Annotated in this window: 24 protein-coding genes and 1 pseudogene; 9 read left to right on the top strand and 16 right to left on the bottom strand. The window is 68.5% G+C overall.

Annotation, left to right across the window (positions count from 1 at the left end):
• Window positions 1–15 precede the first annotated feature (15 nt).
• From AC5592_RS02305 to AC5592_RS02325, 5 genes are all read right to left on the bottom strand, one after another.
• Window positions 16–1,056 (bottom strand): DNA polymerase domain-containing protein, encoded by a 1,041-nt coding sequence (locus AC5592_RS02305; protein ID WP_063063227.1) that lies wholly within the window; start codon window positions 1,054–1,056, stop codon window positions 16–18.
• Window positions 1,053–2,147 carry an ATP-dependent DNA ligase gene (locus AC5592_RS02310; RefSeq protein WP_198163739.1) on the bottom strand — a complete coding sequence of 365 codons (1,095 nt, stop codon included), beginning with the start codon at window positions 2,145–2,147 and terminating at the stop codon, window positions 1,053–1,055. The genes AC5592_RS02305 and AC5592_RS02310 overlap by 4 nt, the downstream gene beginning before the upstream one ends.
• A 128-nt stretch (window positions 2,148–2,275) precedes the next feature.
• The gene (locus AC5592_RS02315) at window positions 2,276–2,659 is read right to left on the bottom strand and encodes a cold-shock protein (RefSeq protein WP_036501111.1); all 384 of its coding nucleotides are present in this window, start codon (window positions 2,657–2,659) and stop codon (window positions 2,276–2,278) included.
• A gap of 33 nt (window positions 2,660–2,692) precedes the next feature.
• The gene (locus AC5592_RS02320; RefSeq protein ID WP_036501112.1) at window positions 2,693–3,799 is read right to left on the bottom strand and encodes an SPFH domain-containing protein; all 1,107 of its coding nucleotides are present in this window, start codon (window positions 3,797–3,799) and stop codon (window positions 2,693–2,695) included.
• A gap of 14 nt (window positions 3,800–3,813) precedes the next feature.
• Complete coding sequence (locus AC5592_RS02325) at window positions 3,814–4,353, bottom strand: NfeD C-terminal domain-containing protein (protein ID WP_498974556.1); 540 nt, start codon at window positions 4,351–4,353, stop codon at window positions 3,814–3,816.
• On the opposite strand from AC5592_RS02325, the gene AC5592_RS02330 reads away from it, so the two are divergent.
• The 3 genes from AC5592_RS02330 to AC5592_RS02340 all read left to right on the top strand — a co-directional run bounded on the left by AC5592_RS02330 (window position 4,247) and on the right by AC5592_RS02340 (window position 7,007).
• Entirely contained in the window at window positions 4,247–5,788 is a 1,542-nt protein-coding gene (locus AC5592_RS02330) for a DHA2 family efflux MFS transporter permease subunit (RefSeq protein ID WP_036501113.1), read from the top strand. The two genes, AC5592_RS02325 and AC5592_RS02330, sit on opposite strands and share 107 nt — an antisense overlap.
• A gap of 254 nt (window positions 5,789–6,042) precedes the next feature.
• Window positions 6,043–6,423, top strand: a complete 381-nt coding sequence (locus AC5592_RS02335) for a hypothetical protein (protein WP_036501115.1) — start codon at window positions 6,043–6,045, stop codon at window positions 6,421–6,423.
• A complete protein-coding gene (locus AC5592_RS02340) occupies window positions 6,420–7,007 on the top strand; it encodes a hypothetical protein (protein ID WP_063063228.1) in 588 nt (195 codons plus the stop codon). The genes AC5592_RS02335 and AC5592_RS02340 overlap by 4 nt, the downstream gene beginning before the upstream one ends.
• A gap of 6 nt (window positions 7,008–7,013) precedes the next feature.
• Here AC5592_RS02340 and AC5592_RS02345 read toward each other — a convergent pair whose 3' ends face one another.
• Window positions 7,014–8,495: an MFS transporter gene (locus AC5592_RS02345; protein WP_036501119.1), complete on the bottom strand. Its 1,482-nt coding sequence runs from the start codon at window positions 8,493–8,495 to the stop codon at window positions 7,014–7,016.
• Between the two features lie 53 nt (window positions 8,496–8,548).
• On the opposite strand from AC5592_RS02345, the gene AC5592_RS02350 reads away from it, so the two are divergent.
• Window positions 8,549–9,334, top strand: coding sequence for a TetR/AcrR family transcriptional regulator (locus tag AC5592_RS02350; RefSeq protein ID WP_083870755.1), 786 nt, complete (start codon window positions 8,549–8,551; stop codon window positions 9,332–9,334).
• Here the strand turns inward: AC5592_RS02350 and AC5592_RS02355 are convergent.
• The 3 genes from AC5592_RS02355 to AC5592_RS02365 all read right to left on the bottom strand — a co-directional run bounded on the left by AC5592_RS02355 (window position 9,316) and on the right by AC5592_RS02365 (window position 12,520).
• Complete coding sequence (locus tag AC5592_RS02355) at window positions 9,316–9,915, bottom strand: dihydrofolate reductase family protein (RefSeq protein ID WP_063063229.1); 600 nt, start codon at window positions 9,913–9,915, stop codon at window positions 9,316–9,318. The two genes, AC5592_RS02350 and AC5592_RS02355, sit on opposite strands and share 19 nt — an antisense overlap.
• Window positions 9,916–10,001: 86 nt before the next feature.
• The gene (locus AC5592_RS02360; RefSeq protein ID WP_063063230.1) at window positions 10,002–10,628 is read right to left on the bottom strand and encodes a TetR/AcrR family transcriptional regulator; all 627 of its coding nucleotides are present in this window, start codon (window positions 10,626–10,628) and stop codon (window positions 10,002–10,004) included.
• 23 nt (window positions 10,629–10,651) lie between these two features.
• Window positions 10,652–12,520, bottom strand: coding sequence for a Na+/H+ antiporter (locus AC5592_RS02365; protein ID WP_036501123.1), 1,869 nt, complete (start codon window positions 12,518–12,520; stop codon window positions 10,652–10,654).
• A 112-nt stretch (window positions 12,521–12,632) separates the two neighbouring features.
• Between AC5592_RS02365 and AC5592_RS02370 the strand changes: the two genes are divergently transcribed.
• On the top strand, window positions 12,633–14,066 hold the full coding sequence (locus tag AC5592_RS02370) for an FtsW/RodA/SpoVE family cell cycle protein (RefSeq protein WP_084506274.1): 1,434 nt from the start codon (window positions 12,633–12,635) through the stop codon (window positions 14,064–14,066).
• 34 nt (window positions 14,067–14,100) lie between these two features.
• Here AC5592_RS02370 and AC5592_RS02375 read toward each other — a convergent pair whose 3' ends face one another.
• From AC5592_RS02375 to AC5592_RS02400, 6 genes are all read right to left on the bottom strand, one after another.
• Window positions 14,101–15,009 carry a 2-hydroxyacid dehydrogenase gene (locus AC5592_RS02375; RefSeq protein WP_063063231.1) on the bottom strand — a complete coding sequence of 303 codons (909 nt, stop codon included), beginning with the start codon at window positions 15,007–15,009 and terminating at the stop codon, window positions 14,101–14,103.
• A 98-nt stretch (window positions 15,010–15,107) separates the two neighbouring features.
• Window positions 15,108–16,436, bottom strand: coding sequence for a pyridoxal-phosphate dependent enzyme (locus tag AC5592_RS02380; protein ID WP_063063232.1), 1,329 nt, complete (start codon window positions 16,434–16,436; stop codon window positions 15,108–15,110).
• The gene (locus tag AC5592_RS02385) at window positions 16,436–17,884 is read right to left on the bottom strand and encodes a type III PLP-dependent enzyme domain-containing protein (protein ID WP_063063233.1); all 1,449 of its coding nucleotides are present in this window, start codon (window positions 17,882–17,884) and stop codon (window positions 16,436–16,438) included. The genes AC5592_RS02380 and AC5592_RS02385 overlap by 1 nt, the downstream gene beginning before the upstream one ends.
• Complete coding sequence (locus tag AC5592_RS02390; RefSeq protein WP_232329158.1) at window positions 17,881–19,197, bottom strand: heavy-metal-associated domain-containing protein; 1,317 nt, start codon at window positions 19,195–19,197, stop codon at window positions 17,881–17,883. Before AC5592_RS02390 ends, AC5592_RS02385 begins: the two co-directional genes overlap by 4 nt.
• Window positions 19,194–20,627, bottom strand: a complete 1,434-nt coding sequence (locus tag AC5592_RS02395) for an aminotransferase class V-fold PLP-dependent enzyme (protein WP_084506277.1) — start codon at window positions 20,625–20,627, stop codon at window positions 19,194–19,196. The genes AC5592_RS02390 and AC5592_RS02395 overlap by 4 nt, the downstream gene beginning before the upstream one ends.
• 111 nt (window positions 20,628–20,738) lie before the next feature.
• Window positions 20,739–21,239: a DUF2599 domain-containing protein gene (locus tag AC5592_RS02400; RefSeq protein ID WP_036501129.1), complete on the bottom strand. Its 501-nt coding sequence runs from the start codon at window positions 21,237–21,239 to the stop codon at window positions 20,739–20,741.
• Between the two features lie 192 nt (window positions 21,240–21,431).
• On the opposite strand from AC5592_RS02400, the gene AC5592_RS02405 reads away from it, so the two are divergent.
• Both AC5592_RS02405 and AC5592_RS02410 read left to right on the top strand, forming a co-directional pair.
• Window positions 21,432–22,520 (top strand): TerD family protein, encoded by a 1,089-nt coding sequence (locus tag AC5592_RS02405; RefSeq protein ID WP_063063235.1) that lies wholly within the window; start codon window positions 21,432–21,434, stop codon window positions 22,518–22,520.
• Window positions 22,521–22,718: 198 nt separating this feature from the next.
• Window positions 22,719–23,198: an HAD-IIIC family phosphatase gene (locus tag AC5592_RS02410; RefSeq protein WP_036501131.1), complete on the top strand. Its 480-nt coding sequence runs from the start codon at window positions 22,719–22,721 to the stop codon at window positions 23,196–23,198.
• A 57-nt stretch (window positions 23,199–23,255) separates the two neighbouring features.
• Here the strand turns inward: AC5592_RS02410 and AC5592_RS02415 are convergent, their stop codons facing one another.
• The gene (locus AC5592_RS02415; RefSeq protein WP_036501132.1) at window positions 23,256–24,971 is read right to left on the bottom strand and encodes a GMC oxidoreductase; all 1,716 of its coding nucleotides are present in this window, start codon (window positions 24,969–24,971) and stop codon (window positions 23,256–23,258) included.
• A gap of 256 nt (window positions 24,972–25,227) precedes the next feature.
• Here AC5592_RS02415 and AC5592_RS02420 point away from each other — a divergent pair, with 256 nt between their 5' ends.
• Complete coding sequence (locus AC5592_RS02420; protein ID WP_063063236.1) at window positions 25,228–25,935, top strand: TetR/AcrR family transcriptional regulator; 708 nt, start codon at window positions 25,228–25,230, stop codon at window positions 25,933–25,935.
• Window positions 25,936–26,043: 108 nt separating this feature from the next.
• A pseudogene (locus AC5592_RS02425) lies at window positions 26,044–26,383 on the top strand (hypothetical protein); the annotation flags it as partial.

The raw sequence follows: 26,383 nt of genomic DNA on the forward strand, positions 1-26,383 counted from the left end.
CGCGGGTGTGAGTCCTCAGCCGGCGGTGCGGGCGCGGCTGGGCTGGACGCGCGGTGGCTCGTTGGGCATTTTCGGGTAGTTCGGTGGCCAGGGTGCGTCGAGCAGGCCGGAATCGAAGTCGCGGCGCGACATTTCGAGCAGCGGCTGGATCGATTGCGGGGTGCGGTCGGCCCAGGGGTCGCCGGATGTGGCGAGTCGTTCGGGGACTGTGGCGATGGTGAGTTCGTCGGGGACGATCGCATCGAGTGCGTCCCAGGCGATGGGGGTGGAGACCTGGGCGCCGACCTTGGGTCGCACGCACCAGGCGCCGAAGACGGTCTTGTGTGGTGCGTTCTGGTTGTAGTCGATGAAGACGCGTTGTCCGCGTTCCTCTTTCCACCAGTTGGCGGTGATCAGGTCGGGGTGGCGGCGTTCGAGTTCGCGGGCCATGGCGACCGCGGCGGCGCGGACCTGGTAGCCGTCCCAGACGGGTTCGAGGACGGCGTAGATGTGCAGGCCGCGGGATCCGGAGGTTTTGACGCGGGCGTCGATGCCGAGTTCGGCGAGCAGTTCGCGGGTGAGGACGGCGACGTGGCGCAGGTCGTCGAAGCCGATGCCGGGGGAGGGGTCGAGGTCGATGCGCAGTTCGTCGCTGATGTCGAGGTCGCCGATCTCGCCTTCGGTGCGGGCCGGGACTCCGCCTGCGGGAACGTGATTGGGCCAGACGTGGAAGCCGAGGCAGCCGAGGTTGACCGCCCAGAGGATGTGGGCGAGGTCGGCGGCGACCAGGGCGTCGCTGGCGGTGCCGTTGGGTGTGGAGACTTGCACGGTCTGCAGCCAGTCGGGGACCGATTTCGGGACGCGTTTCTGGAACCAGGATTTGCCGCCGGCGCCGTCGGGATAGCGTTCGAGCAGTACGGGGCGGTTGCCGATGGTGCGCAGCAGTGGTTGGGAAACGGCCTGGTAGTAGCGGACGAGGTCGAGTTTGGTTTCGCCGCGTTTGCTGAAGTAGATCTTGTCGGGGTTGCTGATGCGGACGGTCACGCCGTCGGTGTCGATGTCGATGGCTTCGCTCATGGCTGGGCCTGCGCTTTCGCGGCGGTGAAGATGTCGGCGAGTTCGGCGGGCGCGACCTCTTCGAGTTGGGCGTAGGTGCACGATTGCGGGGTGCGGTCGTCGCGGAAGCGGACCAGGCGCCCGCCGTGGCGTAATCGCCCGGCCATGAGGTGCTCGTAGCGAACCTCGGCGACCAGTTCGGGCCGCAGGGGTTCCCAGGACAGGTCCTTGCCGCCGGTCCAGCGGCTGATGCCGCCGGGCATCTTGCCCTCGGCCTTGGCTTGGGCGGCGGCGTCGGCCCAGGTGCGCCAGGGGTGGTTGTCGAGTGCGCCGTCGCGCAGTGGCGCCAGTTCGTCGACCAGTTGTCGGCGGCGGGCGGCGGTGAAGCTGCTGGCGACGCCGACGTGGTGCAGGTTGCCGTCCTCGTCGTAGAGGCCCAGCAGCAGGGAGCCGACCCCCTCGCCGTCCTTGTGCCAGCGGAACCCGGCGACGACGCAGTCGGCGGTGCGTTCGTGTTTGACCTTGACCATGACGCGTTTGTCCTGCATGTAGGGCAGGTCGCGGGATTTGACCATCACGCCGTCGAAGCCGGCGCCCTCGAATCGGGTGAACCAGTCTTGGGCGGTGTCGGGGTCGGAGGTGATGGGCGTGAGGTGGATGCCCTCGTGCGGGGTGTCGAGGATCGATTCCAGCAGGTGCCGGCGCTCGTGGAAGGGCCTGGTGGTCAGGTCGTCGTCGCCGAGGGCGAGCAGATCGAATGCGACGAAACTGGCGGGTGTTTCGACGCTGAGTTTGTTCACGCGGGAGGCCGCGGGGTGCAGGCGATTCTGCAGGACATCGAAATCGAGGCCGTGTTCGGTGACGACGACGATTTCACCGTCGAGAACGCACCGCGGGGGCAGCGCCGCGTCGAGCAGTCGCGCCACTTCCGGAAAATAGCGGGTGAGTGGCCGGTCGTTGCGGGAACCGAGTTCGATATCGGTGCCGTCGCGAAAGACGATGCATCGGAAGCCGTCCCATTTGGGCTCGTAGAGGAACGTGTCCTCACGGGGCAGGGCGCCGGCGGATTTGGCCAGCATCGGTTTCACCGGCGGCATGACGGGCAGGTCCACGCGATCCTCCTCGGGTCGGTCTCACCCATGCCGACGGTGCGGGCGGGAGAAATTCATCGCCCGCACCGTCGTCATGATCGTAGGCCGAGAGCCGCCGCCGGCGGTCGCGGGACATTCGCCCGTGCCGGTCAGTTCTCCAGCCAGCCGTGCTGGTCGGCGAATTCGGCGAGCCGGTCGCGGATGGTGATGATCTCGCCTGCGGTGAGGGCGGGGCTGGCGTCGAGCAACAGTTCGGTGATCAGCCGTTTGTGTTCGGCGGCGGTGAGCTGGCCGGAGCCGCGGCCGCGATGCCGTGGTGGCGCGGGTGCGCCGCCGACCGCGGTCAGGTTGACCGCCTTGGGTCCTCGATCACCCTCGGTGACCTCGAATTCGAATACTCGCCCCTGCCGCAGTTCGTCCTCGTCCAATCCGATGTCGTTCACATGAACGAATACGTCCGGCCCCCCGTCTTCGGGGCGGATGAATCCGAACCCCCGAGAACTGTCGAAGGACACCAATTTCCCGATCGACACCTACACCTGCTCCTCATTGCCGTCCGTGTGCGGTCACTCTATCGGTGCCCCGGAGTGGTTGTCGGTGGAAAGAGCCTTTTGCAGGGAGTTGAAAACCGTCAATCCCTGCCCGACCATTCCGTTGACCAATTCGCCGACGCCGTCGGGGCCGTTGAGGACGGTCAGATTGGCGTTGGACAGCCCGAGCGCTGCCTGTTTGACGATTTCGGGCAGTTGTTCGATCAGCAACTGGTCCAACGCGATTCGGTTGTTGGAGGCCGCTGCCTCGGCCTGGATGCGGGTGCGGTCGGCCTCGGCCTGGGCGAGCACGCGTACGCGTTCGGCTTCGGCCTGGGCGGGTTTGACGACCTCGGCCTGCAATTGCTGTTCGCGCAGTTGTGCTTCCTTACGAGCGCGTTCGGCCTGTGCGGTGAGCACTTCCTGCAGGGCGATGGCTTCGGCGAGGGGGCCGGCTTGACCGGCCTCGGCTTTGGCCTTGTCGATGTCGCGCTGGTATTCGGCCTGCAGAATCGCGGTCTGGCGTTGATATTCGGCCTGTTTGCGCAGCGATTCCTGTTCGGCTTCGGCGGCGAGCTGGGCGGCGGCGGCCTGGGCGATCTGAGCGTCGCGCTGCACGGCGGCGTTGTGTGGTGCGGCGAGGGCGGCGATGTAGCCGAGTCCGCCGTCGTCGATGGACTGGATCTGGAACGAGTCGACCCACAGGCCGATGTTGCTCATCTCCACCTTGGAGGCGACCAGGACCTCGTCGGCGAGTTTCTGGCGTTCGCGGATGATCTCCTCGACGGTCATGGAACCGACGATGGAGCGTAGGTGGCCGGAGAAGATGCGCCCGGTCAGCACCGACATCTCGCGTTCCTGTTCGGACAGGAATCGCTGGGCGGCGTTGACCACCGACTGGGTGTCGTTGGCGACTTTGAAGGCGATGACCGCGCGCACGTCGAGCTGGATGGCCTGACGGGTGACGCAGCGTTCCTGGATCTCGGATTCGAACATCGCGAGCGACAGGTAGCTGACCTTGCGGAAGAACGGCATCACCCAGGCGCCGTGGCCGGTGATGACGCGGAAGGGGGCGTTGTCCTTGGCGCGGCCGCCGCTGATCAGCATGGCCTCGTCGGGATCGGGCACGTGATAGCCCAGCACTGGTGTCTCCCTTGTTATTTCGTTGTCTGCCCACCCGGTGCGAAGTCCAGCGGGATCCACTCGACGACATCGACGATCCGGCCGGGATGCACCGCGACCACGAGTACGGTGGTGCCGGCGTCCAAGGCTTCGGTGGATCGCGCGATGTACAGCTCGGTGCCCCCTCTGATCGCGACCAGGACCTCCCCGAGCATGCCTGCGCCCCGGATCGGCGATGTGAGCCTACCGGTCGAACCGAGTACCGGGTCTTCTATCGCGGGGAACTCCTTGCCGGACAACGAATGAACGGGATGGGAACCAATGTAGTGCGGGCGCGCAGGGTGTGCGCGGGGCGGCAAGATAACGGCAGGAACGGACGAATCGGGCGCGAAAAGTGGGAGGTTTCGATATGACCTCCCCTGGGAACCGGGTCTGGTCAAGTGATCGGTCACCTGGCAGGCTGAAGCGGTGACCTCTCCTCCGGATATTCCTGCGGCGACGTCGGATCCCGCGTCCGACTCACTCGATGCCGCCGTGTTCAAGGTGGCCGGTGTGGTCGTGCTCGGCGCGATCATGTCGATCCTGGACGTGACCGTCGTAACCGTCGCACTGCCGACGTTCCAGCACGAATTCGACACCAGCTACGCCATCGCGGCCTGGACGATGACCGGCTACACCCTGGCCCTGGCCAGCGTGATCCCGCTGACCGGCTGGGCCGCCGACCGATTCGGCACCAAACGTCTCTACATCCTGGCCCTGACGTTCTTCATCCTCGGCTCGGTGCTGTGCTCCACGGCCTGGAACATCGAGTCGCTCATCGCGTTCCGCGTCGTGCAGGGCCTCGGCGGCGGCATGCTGATGCCGCTAGGTATGACGATCATGACCCACGCGGCCGGACCGCAGCGGATCGGCCGGGTGATGGCGGTCCTGGGTGTGCCGATGCTGCTGGGCCCGATCCTCGGGCCGATTCTCGGTGGCTGGCTGATCGGCAGTTTCAGCTGGCACTGGATCTTCCTGATCAACCTGCCCGTCGGGGTGATCGCGTTGATCCTGGCGGTCGTGGTGCTGCCCTCCGACCGGCCCGAACCCTCGGAATCGTTCGACTTCCTCGGGATGCTGCTCGCCTCACCTGGATTGGCGCTGTTCCTGTTCGGTGTGTCCTCGATTCCCGAACAGCACACGGTGGCCTCGGCGCGGGTGCTGGTGCCGGCCGCGATCGGCCTGGCGCTGATGGTGGGTTTCGTCTTCCACGCGCTGCGCACCGAACATCCGCTGATCGATCTGCATCTGTTCCGCAATCGCCAGCTGACCTTCGCGGTGCTGACCGCGGTGTTCTTCGCGGTGGCGTTCTTCGGTTCCGGTCTGCTGCTGCCCAGCTATCTGCAGCAGGTGCAGGGTAAGTCGACGCTGGTGACCGGATTGCTCATCGCGCCACAGGGTTTGGGTGCGATGGTCACGATGCCGATCGGCGGCAAGCTGGTCGACAAGATCGGCCCCGGCAAGGTGGTGATGAGCGGTCTGGCCGTCATCGCGGTCAGCATGGTGTTCTTCACCCAGCTGTCGGCCGATACGTCGCTGCCGTTGATGTGTGTGGCGCTGTTCGTGATGGGCCTGGGCATGGGCTGCACGATGATGCCGACCATGACCGCCGCGATCCAGACGCTGACCCACGCGCAGGTGGCGCGCGGTTCGACCTTGATGAACATCGTCAACCAGGCGGCCGGTTCGATCGGCACCGCGATCATGTCGGTGCTGCTGACCAACATGCTGGAGAACCGTCCGCTGGCACAGGCGGCGATCGGATCGCAGTTCGATCCGACCATCGCGCAGAAGCTGCCACCCGAGCAGCTCGACGCCGGATTCGACCAGGCCGCCACCGCCTACGCGCACACCTACATCGTCGCCCTGGTGCTGGTTCTGGTGACGCTGATCCCGGCGGCGTTCCTGCCGCGCTCCAAACCGAAACTGCCCCAGGAAGGTGCCGATGCGCCGGTGCTGATGGGGCACTGACCGCCAACGACCGCGATCGTGCATCGACTGCACGGACGCACCGCATGCCGTCCGGGCGGGTCCTTCGGGGCCGCCCGGGCGGCATGCGGCGTTTCACCGCCCGTAGTTCGACGCGCCGCATCGATCGCTGCTGAATTGCTGCCAACGTTCCGGTGACAGTTGGATCACTTTGGATGAACCCGTGGCGATTCGAGTTGTACTTTTAAATTCCCAGTTCAAATGCACTGACGAGCGGGTGAACGAAAGGGGCGGTCATGCCGTTGCGCAAGAGTTTGCTGGGATCGCGAACCGGGTCGGTGGGTGCGAAAACCGTCACGACCGTTCGCGCATCACTGACCCCGGAAGCGTTGACCACCGGCGGCCTGCTGCTCACCGCCGCCGGACTGGCACTGCTCGGTCCCCTGCTCGCGGCGATGCTGATCCGCGCCAGTGGCGCGGGCCGCACCGACGCGGCGGCGACGACACCACTGGTGCTGGCGATGCTCGCCGTGATCGTCGCTGTGGCGAGCGGTTTCGCCCTGTTCGTCTCGGCGTGGCGGCGGGCCCACACTGCGGCGCCCGGACGCGTGGGCCGTGTCTCGACCGTGCGGACCGAATCGGTGCGCTCCGACTTCGACGGTGGTGGTGGGCTATGAGTATCGCCGATATCGAACGGGTGCGCCCTGATCGGCTGCGGTGCCGGCAACTGCGGATGCTGGCCGTGGTCACGAACGAATCCGGTTGCCGCGACGCGACTCAGGTGCTGCTGGAGCGGGCGTATCGCCGCTGGTCGGGTCGCCCGGACTGTGATCATTTCCCGCCCGTGCAGCGCTGGCGCGCGGTCGAGCCGGGGTATCTGGACGGGGCGGAGTTGCTACCGGGCTCGCTGATCGGCGCGGTGGCGGCAGGGCATCGCCCGCGAATTCGCGATCTGTCGCTCGGGGTGCAGGCCGCGCTCGTGTTGCATTCGGGATGTCCGGCGTTGGTCGAGGAGACGGTGCTGCCGGGCGCGGGCCGCAGGGCACTCGCGCAGGGGTCGCGGCGCGGCCTGTTCGTCTCGGTCTACGGGTTGCCCGAGGACGATATGACGCTGGCCGAAAGTGTGCTGGCCGGATATGCCGGGATGGGCGCGCTGACGGTAGTCGAACGGTTCTCCCGGTGGCTACCCGACAACGCCTCGCGTCCAACGGTATCGGTCCCCGCGCGTGCTGCGGGGACCGATCCGCGTGCCGTGGCGTGAACCGGTTCAGCCGGCCTGTGCCGGTTCGGGTTGCGGCGCCGGCTGTGCGGCGCGGTGGCGCAGCAGCACCAGCCCCAGCAGCGCGGCCGCGAGACTGAAACCGGCGCTGATCCACGCCCCGTATGACATGGCCGTGGTGAACGCCGACTTCGCCGGTTCGCCGAAGCCGAGAGCGAACGCGTTGCCGATGTTCTCCCGCGCCGCCGCCGGGACGTCGGCCGGCATGTGCGAGGTGAACACGCCCGCAAGCACACTGCCCAGCACCGCGATGCTGACCGCCATACCCACCTGCTGGATGGTGTCGTTCATCGCCGAGCCCACACCGGCGTGCTCGAGCGGGATCGCGCTCATGATCGCGGCATAGGCCGCGGGACCGGCCAAACCGCCCCCGACACCCATCACCAGCATCGAGGTGAGCACCCACGCGTAGCTGTCGGCGTTGGCGAGGATGACGAACGCCCCGGCCATCACCGCCAAGCCCGCGACGATGAGGGTCTTGTTGCTCAGCTTCTTGCCGAGGGTGGCGCCCAGGCCGTTGCACACCGTCGCGGCCACGGCGTAGGGCAGCAGCGCCAGCCCGGCTTTCATCGGGCCGTATCCGAGGACGAACTGCAGGTACTGGGTGAGCATCAGCATCACCGCGCCCATGCCGAACACCATCAGCAGCAGCGTCAGGCAGGTGCCGGTGAAGTCGCGATTGCGGAACACCGCCAGCGGCAGCATCGGATGCGGCGAGCGGTACTCCCAGTAGGTGAATCCGGCCGCGGCCACCACCGCGAGCGCGATGACGGGGATGTTCCATTCGCGTTCGATGATCACGTAGACGGTTGCGGTGAGCGCCGCGATCGACAGCAGCACGCCGACCAGGTCGACCGGGCGTTGCTGTCCGTAGGTTTCGGGCATCAGCACCACCGCGGCGATGATGGCGACGATCGCGACGGGGATGTTGAGCAGGAACACCGACCCCCACCAGAAGTGCTGCAGCAGAAAGCCGCCCAGGGTGGGGCCGAGCACGATGCCGACCATCGACACCGTCGACCAGCCGGCCATCGCCTTGCGGCGTTCGTCCTCCTCGAAGGTCGTCATCAGGATCGACAGGGTCGAGGGCATGAGCAGCGACCCGCCCACACCCATCGCGGCGCGGGCGGCGATCACCTGCCACGGTTCGCTGGCCAGGACCGCCAGCAGCGACGCCGCGCCGAACACCGCGAGTCCGGTGATGAGCATGCGGCGGCGGCCGAACCGGTCGGACAGGCTGCCGGCGGTCAGCAGGAGTCCGGCGAAGACCAGGACGTAGGCGTCGAGGATCCACTGGATGTCGGACGGGCTCGCGCCCAGTTCCCGGATCAGTGACGGGATGGCCAGGTTGAGGACGGTGCCGTCGATCATCAGCACCAGCAGGGACAGGCAGAGCACACCCAGGATCCACCAGCGGCGGGGATCGCGCGAGGGCGTCTCGGCAGATTCTCGTACAGTGTTCGATTCCACTCGAGCAGCGTACGATAAACTCGAACAGTGTGCGAGGCAATTACAGTGGTGCCGTGACCAAACCGTTCAGCTCGGTGTGGACGCGGCAGGCCCGCCCGCCCAAGAGGTCGGGGCTGACCCGCGATCAGATCGTCGCGGCCACTGTGGAATTGCTCGACGCCGACGGCCTCGACGCACTGAGCATGCGCAAACTCGGCGCGCGCCTCAACGCCGGCGCGACCAGCCTCTACTGGTACGTGGCCAACAAGGACGAGCTCCTGGAATTGGCGCTCGACGAGGTGTGGGGACTGGTCGAGACACCCGATCCCGACCACGCGAACTGGCGGGAGGTGTTCACCACCTTCGCCTACAGTCTGCGCGGCACCATCCGGTCGCATCCGTGGGCGGCGAGCCTGCTGGGACAGCTGCCCAGCGTCGGCCCCAACGCCTTCGCGCTCACCGACCGGTTGCGCCGCACCTGCCTGCGGGCCGGATTCGCCGGCACCGACGTCTACCTGGCCACCGCCCTGGTGATGAGTTTCATTCTGGGACAGGTGATTCCGGAACTGACCTACCGCAAGGCCGTCGGCGGCGAGGTCGACCACCAATCGGTGCTCGCCTCGATGGACCAGCTGGCCGCGGACTATCCGCAACTGCGCGCCGACTACCGCGACGCGCTACCGCAGGATCCGGAAGTGGCGCGGGCGCTGGCGTTCGACTTCGGGCTGGTCTGCGTCCTGGACGGGATGGCCGCGCGCCTGGGTGAGCCGCCCACGGCCGATCTGGGCCGTCCCGGCACGGCACCGCAGGAGGAGCCCGACGCGTCGCCGCACCCCGGAACTCAGCGGCGCACCCGGTAACGCAGGTGAGTGACCCGGCTGCCCGCCACGACAACCGGATCCTCCAGCAGGTGCGGTGCGGCGCCGAGATGATCGAACATCGGTGTGCCGCCGCCGAGCAGCACCGGCACCAGATCGATCCAGATCTCGTCGAGCAGTCCGGCCTCGAGCGCCTGGCGGGCCATCGTGCCACCGTTGACGCCCACCGCCCGGCTGCCGGCGATCACGGCCGCGCGCTCGATCGCGGCCTCGATTCCGTCGCTGACGAAGGTGAACGGCGCCCCGGGATGCGAGTCGATCCACTGCTGCGGAATGCGGTGGGTGACAACGACTATCGGCCGGTCGAACGGGTGGGTCCCACCCCAGCCGTCGGTGAGGTCGAACAGCCGGCGCCCGACCACGAACACACCGACCGCGTCGAGATAGGCCGCGACATGGTCGTGGTCGACCTCGGTCATCGAGAACCGCAACTCCGGATGGGTGCTCGGGTAGACGCGGTCACCGGCCTCGTACCACGCGAACAGATGCTCGAATCCGGATTCCTCCGGCCCGGCGATATATCCGTCGAGCGACATACTCGCCCCGCACACCACTGTCGCCATCTCGTCGCTCCTTCGACTCTCCTGCACGGGCTCTCACGGAGACAGACGAGCGCCGCGGCCGGAATTCATCGGCGCGGGGCCGGAAGTCAGTCGCGATACATCGACCGATACGCCCCGATCACCGCGACCAGATGGTCCACCACCTGATCGCGGTCGGCGCGCAGCGAACCGTTGAGCCAGGCCGCGAACAGTCCGGCATTGCCCGAGGCCATGGTGACCGCGGCCATCCGCCGCCGCATCGGATCATCGATATCGGTGAACAGATGATCCTGGATGAGCCGGGTGAACGTCGGCATCACCGCGATCGTGGTCTGGCCCAAACCGGTGCTCGAATACGGTTCGACCAGGAACAGCCGCGATTTGCGGGGATCGGCGAGCACCTTGTCGACCAGCACCGTGGCCAGTTCGCGGTCGCGGTCGGGATCGGCGGCCGCGGCGAAGGAGGTCATCGGTTCCCGGAAGTCGTCGGCGACCTGCCGGTAGAGCGCGTCCAGTAGATCGTCGCGGCCGGTGAAACTTTCGTAGAAGTAGCGGTCGGTGAGCCCCGCGCGCCGGCACACGGCGCGCATGGTGACCGCGCCCGCCCCGGCCTCGCCGATCAGGTCCAACGCGGCCTCCAGCAACGCGGTCCGGCGCGCCTCGCGGCGCTCGGTGAGCGTGGTACCACCCCAGATGCGGGTGTCGTTGTCGGTGGAGTCCTGACCTGTGCGCACGGTCCCGAGCCTAACGGGTGGGTTCAGCCCAGGATTTCGTCGACATAACACCAGCGCCATTTCTCGCCGGGCTCCACGCTGCGCATCACCGGATGCGTCGAGGCGTGGAAGTGCTTGGTGGCGTGGTTGCCGACCGAGGAATCGCAGCAGGCGATATGCCCGCAGGTCAGGCACATGCGCAGATGTACCCACGTCAGTCCCTCGGCGACGCATTCGGAACAGCAGTCGGGGTGGTCGGGGGTGTGGGTGTGCGGGGCGGCGACGAGGTGCTCGCAGCCGCCGGAGACCGGGGCGGACAGGGGAGCCGCGGCCTCGTCGTCGTCGGCCTCGCTGATCCGGTCGATCGTGGACTCCTCCAGATCGATCGCGGTCATCACCTGTTCGAGGACCTCGTGGTCGATCCCGCCGCCGTCGCGGGCGCGCAGCACCGCCTCGCGTTCGGCGTGCAGCATCACCAGCCGCAGCCGCCGGTATTCGCCGCTGGGAGTGACGCGCACCGATTCCGCGCGCCCGAGCTGTTCCCACGCCGCGTGGCTGCGCCGCGCCACCCGGTCACGCAGGCTCGTCACCACCTCGGGCGGGGTTTCGGGGGCGACCGCCTCGTCGAGTGCCTCGAGTCCGGCGGTGGTGGCCTGCTGCAACAGCGCGGCCTCCTGCAGCGCGTCCTCGGCGCGGCTGGGACCGCGCAGTTGCAGCACCCGCACCAGCGCCGGCAGCGAAATACCTTGCAGCAGAAGCGTTCCGCCGACCACGACCAGAGCCAGCAGTTTCAGCGTCGCCAGCTGCGGGGTGTCGTCGGGCAGCAGGGTGGCCGCGGCGAGGGTGACCACACCGCGCATCCCGGCCCACGACACCACCGCCGGACCGGTCCAGGTGGGTTTGGGCTTGCCGCGAGGACGGCTTTCGACGAACCAGGAGAAGTAGGTGGCGGGAAAAACCCAGATCGGTCGCACCACGATGACGGTGACCAGCACGGCGACCGCGGTGAACACGATGGTGGCGTGGTCGAGTCCGCTGTTCCAGGCGTCGTCGACGATATGGCGGACCTGCAGGCCGATCAGCAGGAAGACCGCGCTCTCCAGCAGGAATTGGATGGTGCGCCAGTTCGTGCGTTCGGCCACGCGGGAGGCCGCCGACTGCCACACCGGGGCGCCCTGGCCGAGGATCAGCCCGCACACCACGACCGCGATCACGCCGGAGGCGTGGGCGGCCTCGGCGGGCAGATACGCCGCGAACGGCGCCAGCAACGAGATGCCGGTGTCGAGCACCGGATCGGTGATGCGGCGGCGCACCAGCACCAGCACCGCGGCCGCGGCGATGCCGATGACCGCGCCACCGGCGGCCGCGTAGACGAAGTCGCCACCGGCCTGCCACACGCTGAAACTGCCCGCCATCGCGGCGATCGCGGTGCGCAACGCGACCAGCGCGGTGGCGTCGTTGAACAACGATTCGCCCTCGAGCAGAGTTACGATGCGCCGCGGCATCCCGACCCGGCGGGCCACCGCGATGGCGGCCACCGCATCCGGCGGCGCGACGATCGCGCCGAGTGCGACCGCGGCCGCGAACGGCACCGGCAGCAGTTGCCACACCACCGCCGCGACCGCGAAGGTGGTGGCCAGCACGAGGCCGACCGACAGCAGCGTGATCGACACCTTCTTCGGTTTGAAATCCAGTAGCGAGGTGCTGATCGAGGCCGTGTACAGCAGCGGTGGCAGCAGACCCAGCAGCACCCACTCCGGATCGATGTCGATCTGCGGGACGAACGGCAGGTAGGAGGCGACGACCCCGGCGACGGTGAGCAGCAGTGGTTCGGCCATGCCGATGCGGCGGGCCAGCGCCGCCAGCGCGACCGCCACGGCGAGCACGGCCACAACCCCGAACGCGATATGCACCCGTTCATCGTGCCAGTCGATCCTGGTAGTTCGCGCAACCGGGCACCGCGGCCGGTCCGGGCGCGGCACGGCCGGGCGGCGCGCGGCGGCGGTGATCCGCATACTGGACACGATGAATGCGCTGCGGATCGGGATGTCGTCGGGACCGATCGTGCGCGGGCGGCCGTGGCGTACGGAATTGATGTTGTGTATCGCGGCGGTGGTCGTGGTGGGTATCGCGGCGTGGATCATGTCCGCGGCCGCCGGTGGTGACGACGGCCGATCGCTGCAGTGGTCGTTGCTGGTGTTCGCGGCGCTGACGCTGCTGGCGCACGTGGCGGTGCGGCAGTTCGCCGCGCACGCCGATCCGGTGATCCTGCCGTGCGTGGTGCTGCTCAACGGGCTGGGGCTGGTGCTGATCGACCGGCTCGACCGGGCCGAGGCCGCGAGCGCCGCCGCCAAGGGCGTCGCCGCGCCGTCGTCGGACGCCGCGCACCAATTGATCTGGACCGCAGCGGGTATCGCGTTGTTCGCGCTGGTGCTGGTGGTGGTGCGCAACCATACGCAGCCCGCCCGCTACGCCTACACGTGCGGGCTGGCCGGTGTGGTGGCGTTGCTGATCCCGGCGGTGCTACCCGCCCGCTTCAGCGAGGTCAACGGCGGAAAGAGCTGGATCCTGTTCTCCGGGTTCTCGATTCAGCCCGGCGAATTCGCCAAGGTGCTGCTGCTGATCTTCGTGGCGGCGTTCCTGGTCGCCAACCGGGACCTGTTCGGCGCGGCCGGGCAGCGGGTGCTGGGTTTCACGGTGCCGCGGCTGCGCGATCTGGGGCCGCTGCTGGTGGTGACGTTCGTATCGGTGCTGGTGCTGGTGTACGAGAAGAATCTGGGTTTCTCGCTGCTGGTGTTCGGCACGGTGCTGGCGATGGTGTACATCGCGACCGGGCGGGCGTCGTGGCTGCTGATCGGGGTGGCGATGTTCGCGGTCGGCGCCGTGGTCGCCTACCACCTGTTCGCGCACGTGCGGGTGCGGGTGCGGGTATGGGAGGATCCGATGGCCACCTACTACACCAACGGCTATCAGATCGCGCAGGGATTGTTCGGGCTGGGAACCGGCGGATTGTGGGGGACCGGGCTCGGGGCGGGCCGGCCGCAGGAGGTGCCGTTCGCCAAAACCGACTTCATCATCTCCACCATCGGTGAGGAATTGGGGTTGTTCGGGCTGACGGCGGTGATCCTGCTGTTCGGGGTGATCACCGTGCGCGGTTTCGCCGCGGCCCTGGCCACGCGTGACGCGTTCGGGAAACTGCTCGGCGGCGGGCTCGCGTTCTCGGTGGGCTGGCAGCTGTTCGTGGTGATCGGCGGTGTGACCAAGCTGATTCCGCTGACCGGCCTGACCACGCCGTTCATGTCCTACGGCGGATCGTCGCTGCTGGCCAACTATGTGATCGTGGCACTGCTGATCCGCATCTCCCACGACGCCCGCACCGAGGCCGCGCCGGCCGCGCCCCCGCCGGCGCCGATCGCCGAGGCCATGACCGAACACATCCGCCGGCCGCGCCCGCGATGAAAGCCGATGCGCGGCAACCACTTACGACCTCCGATTACCGTGTGCTCACCAGGTTGTCCGGTATCCGTCCGGTGAGGAACCGCTCGATCTGGGCGGCGGCCACCGCGTAGGCGCGGCTCGTGCTGTGACTGCCGGCGCCCGCGACATGCGGGGTGAGAAACAGTCCCGGCGCACCCCACAGCGGATGATCCGGTGGCAGCGGTTCGGGATCGGTGACATCGAGCGCGGCGCGCAGCCGATGCGAATACAGTTCGGCGACAAGGGCTGCGGTGTCGACCACCGGCCCGTGCGAGACGTTCACCAGAATCGCGCCGTCGGGCATGCGGGCCAGCATCCTCGCATCGGCCAGCCCATGGGTGTGGGGGGTCGCCGGTACCGCCAGCACCACGATGTCGTGGTCGGGCAGCAGTGCGGGCAGCTCACCGACCGGGTGCACTCCCGCCCGCGCGGTCCTCGCCACGATCGTCACCTGCGTCCGGAACGGCGCCAGCGCGCGGATCAGGGCGCGGGCGAGATCGCCGGCGCCGACGATGAGCACCTTCTTCCCGTACAGGGTGCCGGTGGGGCGGGTGGCCCAGCGGCGTTCCTGCCGGGCACGGGCGAAAACCGCGAAATCGCGGCACAATGCGATCAGCGCGCCCAGAATCCATTCGGCCACCCCGTCGCCGTGCGCGCCCCGCGCGTTCGACAGCAGCACCCCCTCGGGCAGTGCGCCCACCCAGCCGTCGGCGCCCGAGGTGAGCAGTTGCACCAGACCCAGTTCCGGAAGCCGGTGGGCGAGCGCGACCGTGTCGGCGCGGGCCGGGAAATCGGGAATCAGCACCCGCGCCGCCTTGGCGCCCGGCGGCAGCACACCGTGGTGATAGTGCAAGGCGGTCACACCGTCGAGATGCGCCAGGGCCGCCACCCCGATCTCGTGTGGTACCAGCACCGTCACCGCCATACCGAACCACGGTAGCCGTGCACACCGCCCCCTTCACGCGCGTGCGGGGGCGGTGGCGGTGGGAAGGCGGTGTGCGGGCAGCGTCCGGACGCCGATGCTCAGATCGCCGGTGGCGCCGCGCTTTCCAGGTCGAACCCGGCGTCGCGCCAGGCGACGATGCCGCCCGCCAGGCTTGCCGCATCGTAGCCCGCGCGGGCGGCCGCGGCGGCGAAGCGGCGCGACAGATCACCCACGGGGCAGACGAAAACCAGTGGGCGCGAGCGGGAGAACGGCACGCCGTGGGCGAACATGTCGTCGAGTTGGTCGTCGCGGATGTTGATCGCGCCCGGGATGTGCCCGATCCGGTAGGCCATCGCACCGCGGGTATCGACGATCGTCGGGCGGCCGGTGGCGTCGAGTTCACGCAACTCGTCCGGGGACAGTTCGCGGACGGCGTCGAGTTCCGCGTCGGTGGGTGCGGGCACGACGGAACTCGTGCGGCCGAACAGGTCCGGGCGCCGCTTCTTGAGGTAGGACAGATACGGTTCGATGCGGTCGCACACGATCAGCACCGCCACGACCGGGGACGGTCGCGGCGGCAGCTCGCGCAACACCTCCAGCGCGGCGGCGTATCCAGCGCCGCTGGTGGGGCCGGCGAGAATGCCGTAGCCGGTGGCCAATTCGAGGGTGGCCTCGATCGCCCGGGCCGCGTCGATCGTCACGATCCGGTCGTAGAACTCCGGCTGGAACAACCCCACATCCCACATCTCGGTCTCCGACCGGATACCGGGAATGAAATCGCCGCGTTGCGACACCACCGCGATCGTGCGCAGCTCGGGATGATGTTTGCGCAGATAGGTGGCGGTGCCGCGGGTGGATCCGGTGGTGCCGAGTCCGCCGATGAGGTAGTCGGCGCCCATGCCGGCGGCGGCAAGATCGTCGTGGATCTCGCGCCCGGTGCCGTGGTAGTGGGCGTCGATGTTCTTCTCGTTGGTGTACTGCGACGGATGATGGTAGGCGCCGGGGTTTTTCGCCATCGTCGTCTCGATCACCGAGTAGACGTCGTTGGGGGTGGTCGGATCCGGGCATTCCGACAGTCCCGGCAACTCCTCGATGCGCGTGCCGAACAGTTGCAGCAGATCGCGCACCTCGTCGACCTTGATCCGGTTGGTCACCGCGTGCAGGCCCACACCGTGGCGGGCGCCCAGCAACCGCAGCGCCTTGGCGGTGTTGCCGCTGGAGGCCTCGATGAGGGTCTGCCCGCGGGCGGTGATCTCGTCGAGCTCGTCGCGGATCATGCCCCAGGCGACGCGGTCCTTCACCGAACCGAACGGGTTGTAGAACTCGAGCTTGGCATACAGTTCCACCCCGGGCAGCCGGTGCACGGCCGGATCCAGCCGCAGCAGCGGTGTATCGCCGATCAGGCCGGTGATGTCGTCGTAGCGCATCACGACCTCCCGGGACGATAGTCGGCGTCGGGCACCACGTGGAAACCGTCGTCGCCGTAAGTGACGGCCAACTTCGGTGGCAGTGGATGCATCGACGCGCGCGCTGCCGACAAATCCATGTGATAGGCGCCGGTATTCGGGAAAACCAGCAGATCACCGGGCTGCGGCAGGCGCGGCAACCACACCTTGTGATTGCTGATCAGATCGCGTTCCAGGCACAGATGCCCGCCGATGTACACCCCGACCGGACCGCCGGGATCGTCGGCGGCGCGGTCCGCGGATTCGGGTCCGGGCAGCAGCAGCGGATCCACCATCACCTCCTGGTCGGCGGGCGTGATCGTGTCACGTCCGATGTCGACGGTCACCACGATGCTGCCGTCGACTGTGCGTTTGACGAATTCCACGCCCGCCACGGTGATTCCGGTATGGTCGGCCAGCGCCTTGCCCGGTTCGCACCATAGTTCCAGCAGGTTGTCGGCGAGTACCCGCGCCAGCGGTTGCCCGCCGTGCGCGGCCAGGGGTGCGGCGAGCAGGTCGTCGAGCATCCGCGGCCCCGACATCGTGTTGGCGTATTTGTGGAAGATCGGGATGCCGTGGGCGCCGGTGTCGTCGACGGTGTAGCCGAAGGTATTGCCTGCCCAGCTCATGGGCTCGCCGCGCCCGATCAGCGATTCCCGCAGAGCCAGCGTGTAATGGTCGAAGCGGTCGGCGTCGGCGGTGAAGACCTGGCGGAACCCGCCGCCGATGTCGAGCACCGTGGGGGTGAGGCCGTGGGCGTAGGCGCGTTCGATCCAGCCCAGGCACGCCTCCATCGCGCGCACCCGTTCACCGATATCGCCCGAATCGAGATGAAAAGCGAAACCGCGCAAACTGATTCGATCCCGGCACTGGGTCAGCAGCGTCAGCTGTTCGGCTACCTCGCCGGGGCCGATGCCGAACCGGCTCACCGCCACCTGTCCGCCGGGGCCGGGGAATCCGCTCAGCCGCAGCAGCACCGGGATCGGTGCCGACGGATCGGCCAGAGCCGCCAGCTCGCGCAACTCCCACGGATTGTCCACGTTCACCGTCACACCGGATCCGGCGAGTGCGCTCAGCAGCCGCCTGCCCTTCGGCCCGGTCACCTCGATGTCGGCAGGTGCGAATCCCACGTCGCGGGCCGCGGTGAGCTCTTGGGCGGAGGCCACATCGACACCGATGCCGGCACGGTGCGCGGTCGCCAGCAGCGCCCGGGAATGGTTCACCTTGTGCGCGTAGCAGATTCGATGGCGCAGCCGATGCCGCATCGCTACGGCTCGGAGCTGTCGCAGATTGTCGAGGTAGACCTGCGGGAACAGCAGATGCGCCGGCGTGCCGAACCGGGCGACGGCCGCGGTGAGCGCAGGCGGGCAGTCGAGATAGGCGCGGACCAGCGGATGCAGCAGCGCCGGTAACGCGGGCGGTGCGCTCATTCGGCCGGGCCCGGGGCCGCGAGGGTCGGGTTGTAACCGCTGTCGCGCAGCGCTTCGAAGGCCCGGTGCCGGTTGCGGGCGCTGCGGAATTCGGCGCGCACCCGTTTGCTGATCAGATCGATCTCGTGCACCGCGATCTGCATCGATTCCAGTACGCCGCCGATGGTGCGCACACAGTGTTTGCAATTCATATCCGGCACATAGAACAGATGGCCGGCCGTGCCCGCGAGATCGCCGGTGGCATCGGGTGTTTCGATGATGTCGAGTCCGGACACGGTCTGGGTGAACAGATCCACGAACCGATCGACCACCTCGGGCAGCAGACTGTAGTGTTCGCCGTCGACGCGATGCGGCATCGCCGCCAGGCACGACGGGCGCGCTCCCGGCGGCAGCAGCGCGTATTGGCGTGAGATCAGGTCGAGTTCATCGTGATATCTGGCGATGGCCGCCTCCACCGACAGGCCCTCCTCGGTCGTGGCGCGGCGCATCACGGTGTGGGCGTCGTGGATGGTGGCGTCCTTCATCGCGCGCAGGGTGGCGATCGTGTCGGCGGTGTAGCGGACGGTGCCGTCGGGCTGGGTGTCGAAGGCGGCCGCGATCATGCCGCGCCGATAGGTGGAGGCCTGCTGCTCCCAGTACCAGCGGGTGGCGACCGCGGCGAAGATGCCGGAATCGCGTAGCCCACAAGCGAATTCGGTGGCAGTCCGATACGGTGTGGACTCGGCCAGCAGTGCGTGCTGTGCCAATGCCCGGCCGGTCGCTTCGATGCCCACGCGCAGAACGTCGATCGGATCCTGATCGGTGGTGGTCGCGCCCAGAACCGCGCGGTCGTGCGGGGCGAGCGCCGCGATCCGTTCGGCCAGCGCGGTATCGGTGTCGAGGCTGTGCCACAGGGCGAGCACGGTTTCGCGGACCGCGACCGGCACGATCGGCCCGAGACCGCCGGCGCGGACGTGGCCGGTGTTGGGAATGCCGTCGCTGTCGGTCCACACCACCCGATGGGTGGCGCTGGTGACCTGATCGGCGCGGCACGGACGCATGAACGACTCCAGATACAGCCGCTGCGACAACGTCAGATGGCTGCCCGGTTCGGGCCGCAACGGTGTGCGGGTGACCGCGACGGTGCGCGCCGCGGTGGGTATGGCGGCGGTGAACAGACCGGGACGGGCCAGTTCGGCGAGGATCCGAGACGCGGTGCGGCGATCGTAATCCGACGCGCTGCCCTCCGCCGCCGTGTCCACGGTGGCCCCGGAGTCCGGGCGGGGATCGACGGTGGAGACGGCGGGCGCGGCGGATTCGCGGCGTGTGGTCATCGGACCTCCGTGGCGATGGTGGTGAGGCAAGCGAGGAACCGGTCGATCTCCTCGGTCGTGGTGTAGACATGGGTACTCACGCGTACCGAATCTGCTTCGGCCGCAACCACTTCGGCGTCGTCGGTAGAGGCGGCGGTGCCGGAGGGGACGCAGTGCGCGCCGGTGCGCACGAGGAAACCCAGTTCCGAGAGCACGAAGCCGAGGTCGGTGGCGGTGATGCCGTCGAGGGTGAACGACACGATGCCGTATCCGGTATCGCACCGGGCGTGTGCGGGTCCGGGCAGCAGGCGCAGCCCGGGTAGTGCGCGCATACCGTCCACGAGGCGGCGGGTCAGCATCCGGTTGTGCTGTTCGACGGTGTCGATACCGATCGAATCGAGTACCCGCAGGGCCTCCCCGAGAGCCAGGATGCCCGGGATGTTGTGGGTTCCGCCCTCCAGGCGATGCGGCATCCGCGCCGGCAGCAGCGCCGAATCCCGCACGCTCACACCGGAGTTGCCGCCCGGCAGGAACGGGCCCAGCTGGTCGTGGATGCGGCGGTGGCAGAACAGCACCCCCGTGCCGGGCGCGGCGAACATCTTGTGCGCCGACAACACCGCGAAATCCGCGCCCAGCTCCCGCACGTCGACCGGGATGTGCCCGCCGCTCTGGCTGCAGTCGAAACACACCGCCACCCGGGGGTCGAGCCGGCCGCGCAACTCCTCGAGGGTGTTGCGGGCACCGTAGACGTGGTGGAGGTGGCTGACGGTCAGCAGCCGGGTGCGTGGCCCGAGTTTGGCGGCGATGTCGTCGATATCGGCCTCGCCCAGCGCGGTGGTCCGGTAGGGGACCAGCCGCACCGGGCGGCCGAAATGGGCCAGCGTGGCCCGCAACTGCAGCCACGGATACACGTTGGAGGCGTGATCGCTTGGGCTGTAGAGGATTTCGTCGCCGTCGGTGAGGGTGGTCAGCCCCCAGGCGAGCGCGACCGCGTTGAGGCCGGCCGTCGCGCCCGAGGTGAACACCACCTCGTCGGGCTCGGCGTGCAGGAAGCGGGCGGTATCGGCGCGGACCTGTTCGATCGCGCGGGTCAGCGTCGTCGCCCACGGATAGGTGCCGCGTCCGGAATTGGCGGTGTGGCGGCGGTGATAGCCCTCGATCGCCTCGATCACCGGCAGCGGTTTCTGAGTGGTTGCGGCGCTGTCCAGATAGACGGGCCCGTCGCCGGTGAGCGCGGGGAACAGGTCGCGCACGGCTCCCGGGTCGCGCGCTGCGGCGGTCTCGGTGTGCGCCCGGCCGGACGGTTCGCCCGCAGGGGGCGAAGGGATCCGGGCGGTGGTGTGCGCGGGAGTGTGCGCGGAGGCCGGGGCGCTCGCCGGGTGGGCGTGCGCGGGCCGAGGGGTCGGCGACCGCAACGTGACGCTCCCTTCGGCTCGTACGCTGGCGACCATATCCACGATACCTATCGCCGCGGAGGCCTTCGAACCCGATCGCGGACAACGCATTTCACCGGTCGATCGTCCAGGAGCGCGGAACGTGGTCGGAGCGGGAGAGTTTCGCGGTCAGTTACCGGCCGGATCGGGGCCGCCGGGATTGCACATCGCCTGGACGGTGGCCTGGTAGCCGACGGCCGGGCGCCACGGCTCCAGATTCCAGCTCGGCTTGTTCGGCGCGACCATTCGCGCCCACACCCAATGACATTCGAATTGGTCGTACATACCCGGCGAATCGGCGTCGGGGGAGTCAGCGAGCACCTCCGACCAGGCGCGGTCCAGGGCGGCGGGGAATTGGTCGGCGCGCCCGGCGGCGGTCGGGTAGACGTGCAGACGGCGGCCGTCGGGATCGTCGGTCCATTCGGTGTGATCGATCAGCGGGCTGCCGGCGAAGGGATCGGTGGTGGGTTCGGTAGTCGGCGCGCCGCCGCTCGGGCCGGTCGGCGCCTCGGAGGGTGTCGGCGTGGCCGTGGTGGTCGGTGTGGCCGTGGTGGTTGCGGGCCCGGCGGATTCGGTGATCGCGGAGTCGTCGCTGCCGCATCCTGCCACCGCGAGTACGGCCGAGACCACCGCGGCCGCCGTGACCCACCGCGGCCCGCGACCGGGTCCTCGTCGCGCCCCCGACCTCATTCGTGTCCCTCTCGACGTCGCGCTCCACCGTCGCGTCTCACGCTACCCGCCACGCCCGGGCGTACCGGAATCGGCGGGGCGGACGCGCCCGTGTTGCCCGAATACCGCGGGAACTCGACGTAGAGTGGAAGGGTGGCCGCTCAGTTGACCAAGGGACAGGTGGACCGTCTGACCCACGACGAGGTCGTCGTATCCGTCCGGCACAGCGAACCCGTCGATGTTTCGGCGCTGCTGCTGAATTCGGCCGGCAGGGTCCGTGACGAAACCGATCTGATCTTCTACAACCAGCCCGCCGCGCACGGGGTGCGCCTGGCCTCCGGGCGGCCGGAGCTGTCGATCGGATTGCGTTCGCTCCCACCGGAAATCGAGCATGTGCGGATCGTGGCCTCGCTCGAGGATCAGCAGGATCGCTTCGGTGACCACGCGCCGCCGCAGCTGATCGTCGCCGATCCGAGCGGAAATGCGGTGTACGAGTACACCGTCGACGGCCTCGGTGAGGAACCGGCGGTGATCGTCGCCGATCTGGACCGTGTCGGCAGCACCTGGCAGGTGCGCCCGCTCGGGCACGGATTCCCAGCAGGCTTCGCGGCACTGGTGACCGCGCACGGGGTCTCGGTGGGCGGCGGGACGGACGATCTGCCCTATCGCGGCCCGGCGGTGCTGGCGCCCGGCCAGGAGGTGGCGCTCAACCAGATCCGCAAGGGTGAGCTGTCGATGGTGAAGATGGGGGTCGGGTGGGATCCGATGAAGGTGCACGGCCCGCGCGGGCTGCGCGCCCTCGAGATCGACCTGGACGCCTCGGCGCTGCTGTTCGTGGGCCAGACACTCGTGGATGTGGCGTTCTACCAGCAGCTTTCCTCCCGCGACGGTGCGGTGCGCCACTCCGGGGACAACCTGACCGGTGACGGTAAGGGCGACGACGAGGTCATCACCGTGGACCTGGCCCGGCTGCCGGCGCAGGTGACGTCGGTGGTCTTCGTGGTCACCTCGTATGCGGGGCACACCTTCGAACGCATCCGAAACGGCTACTGGCGCATGATCGACGGGTCCTCGACCGCCGAGCTGGCGCGGGGCAATCTGCGCGGCGGCGGGCCACACACCGGCATGGTGGTGGCGAAGGTGTATCGCGACGGCGGCATCTGGCGGGTGGCCTCGATCGGCGAGCCGATCCAGGCCGGGCATCCGGTGGAGGCCGTCCCGCTGGTGATCCCGACGCTGTGAGCCGCGCCGCGAGCCAGTGGTTTGCCAGGGCTGGTGTGCGCGGCCCCGCATCCCTACTATGACCTCTCGCGGGACCGGCCCAGGAAAGCGGGGGCTTGTCCGGCACAATCGGTACCTGGATGGTGGCGGTGTACCCATCGGCCGTGCCCGCGGGCGTGGCCGAGGTGGGTGTTGAGGAGAGTGGACCGTAGGGGCGAGATGACAGCACCGGCAGTGAAATGTCTTGTCTGGGAACTGGACAACACCATGTGGGACGGTGTGGTCTGCGATTCGACCAGTGGTGCGCTACGCCCGGACGCGGTGCGGGCGCTGCACACCCTGACCGGCCGGGGTGTGATGCACGCCGTGGCCAGCCGTGGCGAATGGTCCTGGACGACCGACAAATTGGAACGTCACGGCCTGCACGGGCTGTTCGCCGCTGTCGAGGTCGGGTGGGGTCGCAAATCGGCGGCGATCACCCGGATCGCGGCCCAGTTGCGGATCGAACTCGACGCGATCGGCTATATCGACGCCGAGGCGATGGAACGCAGCGAGGTCGCCCACGCGCTACCGCAGGTGCGCTGCTATGCCGGGCGGCACGTCGACGTGCTCGCCGCGCTGCAGGAATTCCGGGCACCGCTCACGTCCGCGCCGCCGCCGACCTCGCCGATGGGTTTCGCGCACATCTCCGCGAACTGATCCGGCCGCCGTGGCGAGATATCGCCACGGCGGCCGGATCGAGGGCGCGCGGATGAATCAGGCGCTGTCGCGATTGATTTCGACGATCGGCAACACCAAAGCCGCCGGCGCCGAGGCCGGAACTACGGGCCGGCGCGGCGCGATCGGGGAAATGCGCTGGTAGGGGCTGTCCTGCGAAGGGCGGGTGTCGTTTTCGCCCTTGTTCGGCCACAGCGCGGCCGCGCGTTCGGCCTGCGCGGTGATCGTCAGCGACGGGTTCACACCCAGGTTCGCCGATACCGCCGCTCCGTCGACGACGCTGAGCGTCGGATAGCCGTAGACGCGATGGTAGGGGTCGATGACACCGTGTTCGGGGTCGGCGCCGATCGCCGCACCGCCCAGGAAGTGGGCGGTCAGCGGGATGTTGAACACCTCGCCCCAGGTGCCGCCCGCGGTGCCGCCGATCTTTTCCGCCACACGCCGGGTGACATCGTTACCGGCCGGGATCCAGGTCGGATTCGGTTCGCCGTGGCCCTGTTTGGAGGTCAGCTTGCGGCCGAACACGCCCCGCTTGGTGTAGGTGGTGATGGAGTTGTCCAGATGCTGCATCACGAGCGAAATGACGGTGCGCTCGCTCCAGTCGCGCACGCTGAGCATGCGCAGCAGGGTCAGCGGATGGCGCAGCACCTCCAGCAGGAAACGCAGCCAGCGCGGGATCCGGCCGCCGCCGTCGACCATCAGTGTCTGCAGCAGCCCCATCGAATTGGATCCCTTGCCGTAGCGGACCGGTTCGATGTGGGTGTCGGGGGTGGGGTGGATGGAGGAGGTGATCGCGACACCGCGGGTGAAGTCGCGGCCGGGGTCGACGGTCCGGGTCGCCGCGCCGAGAATGGATTCGGAGTTGGTGCGGGTCAGCTCGCCCAGCCGCGGCGACAACTTGGGCAGAATTCCCTTGTCGCGCATGTCGAACAGCAGCTTCTGGGTGCCGCGGGTGCCGGCGGCGAGGACGACGTGCCCGGCGGTGTAGGAGGCCGGTGAGCGGCGGATCTTCGCGCCGGTGCGGCGGGTGTCGACCTGCCAGCTGCCGTCGGGCAGCGGCCGCACCGCGGTCGCCGTGGTCAGCGGCAGCACCTGCGCTCCGGCCTGCTCGGCCAGATACAGGTAGTTCTTCACCAGGGTGTTCTTGGCGCCGTGGCGGCAACCGGTCATACATTCGCCGCATTCCAGGCAGCCGGTGCGCTGCGGGCCGACGCCGCCGAAATACGGGTCGGCCACGGTCTTGCCGGGCTCGCCGAAGAACACCCCGACCGGGGTCTGCACGAAGGTGTCACCGACACCCATGTCGTCGGCGACCTGTTTGAACACCTCGTCGGCGGGGGTGATGTGCGGGTTGCGCACCACGCCCAGCATTTTGGTGGCCTGCTCGTAGTAGGGGGTCAGCTCGGCGCGCCAATCGGTGATGTCGCGCCACTGATTGTCCTGGAAGAACGGCTCCGGCGGGACGTAGAGGGTGTTGGCGTAGTTGAGCGAGCCGCCGCCCACGCCCGCGCCGCCGAGGATCAGCACATCGCGCAGCAGGTGGATGCGCTGGATGCCGTAACAGCCCAGCGCGGGCGCCCACAGGAATTTGCGCAGGTCCCAACTGGTTTCGGGCAGTTCGTCGTCGGCGAAGCGGCGACCTGCCTCGAGAATGCCGACCCGGTAGCCCTTTTCGACCAGGCGCAGCGCGGTGACGCTGCCGCCGAATCCGGAGCCGACGATCAGGACGTCGAAATCGGTGTCGTGTGCGGTCATGGCCGCTCCTGCGGGGTGCGGGCCATCCGCAACCGGTCGGCCCCGGGAACGGGCTGCGCATGGTGTCTCATCGGGCCTCCGTGAGTGTGTGTCGCCGGTGACGAATATCAACGCTACTACCGAGTATTTTAGGTGTGTCTCTCGGTACCCCTAAATGGTGTCTCGCCTGGTCGGCGTGCAGATCCAGGTATGACCGGAATCGCCAGATCGCCGATCACTCTGGTAAGCACCGCTCTCTATATGGCAGGCTGGGAGCATGAGCACACCCCGATCCCGCGCCCGGGCCCGCACGATGGACGAAATCGTGCGCATCGGCCGTGAACATCTCGCGGTGCACGGCGCCGCGGCGCTGTCGCTGCGCGCCGTCGCCCGCGATCTCGGCGTGGTCTCCTCGGCGGTGTACCGCTACGTGCGCAGCCGCGACGAACTGCTGACCATGCTCGTCGTCGACGGCTACACCGAACTGGCCGACGCCGTCGACGCCGCCCTGGCCGGCGCCCCGGCCGACGGCGCCACCAGGCTGCGGGTGCTGGCTCACGCCGTGCGCGACTGGGCGCTGGCCGAACCGGCCCGCTACGGACTGCTGTTCGGCACCCCCGTCCCCGGCTACGACGCGCCCGCCCAGGAGACCACCGCCCCCGGCACCCGGGTGATCGGGTCCCTGCTGACCATCGTCGAAACCGCTTGCCGCACGGGCGAACTCGCGACCCCCGAGCCCGTCCCGGCGGCCCCGGCCGAACTGGTGGCCGACATCGAACGCATCCGCGCCGAATTCGGGCTCGAGATGCCGGACTGGGCGATGGTGCGCACGCTGACGGTGTGGACGGGCCTGTTCGGGGCGGTCAGCTTCGACGTCTTCGACATGTACGGCGCGCAGACCTTCACCGACCGCGCGCAGGTGTTCGACATCCACCTCGACAACCTGTGCGCGATCCTCGGATTCCGCGCTGCCGCAGCGGACTAGCCCGCGCGGCGGGTATGCATTCGTGGCCGTCATCGTGCAGGATGTCACAACCCGATAAAGCTCATTCTCAGCTTTCCCATACCCGGGAATGAAAGACTGAACGGCGAAATGAACGACGAAACCGAACCGATCCCGGTGGTGGATCCCCGCGCCGGCAGCGGTCGATCGCGGCACGCGCGGCCCGACGACGAGTCGCCGTCTGATCGGTCCGGTCGACATAATCCGCGCAATGTCCGGGCGGGCACCCCGCCCTGGAGTCGCGGCATCGCCACCCCCGCCGACCAGCGCGACAGTGAGCGCACCCGGCGAGCGACCCCATCCCCCGCGCAACGTCCGCCACGACGTGAACAGCCCGACGCCACCTCCGCCGAACCGAGCGCTCGGCGTCGCCCCGCCCCCGCGCAGCCACCCGCGCCCGAACGCGGCGACATCGAACCGCGACGCCGCG

Source organism: Nocardia violaceofusca NBRC 14427 (genome assembly GCF_963869435.1).
GTDB lineage: Bacteria > Actinomycetota > Actinomycetes > Mycobacteriales > Mycobacteriaceae > Nocardia > Nocardia aobensis.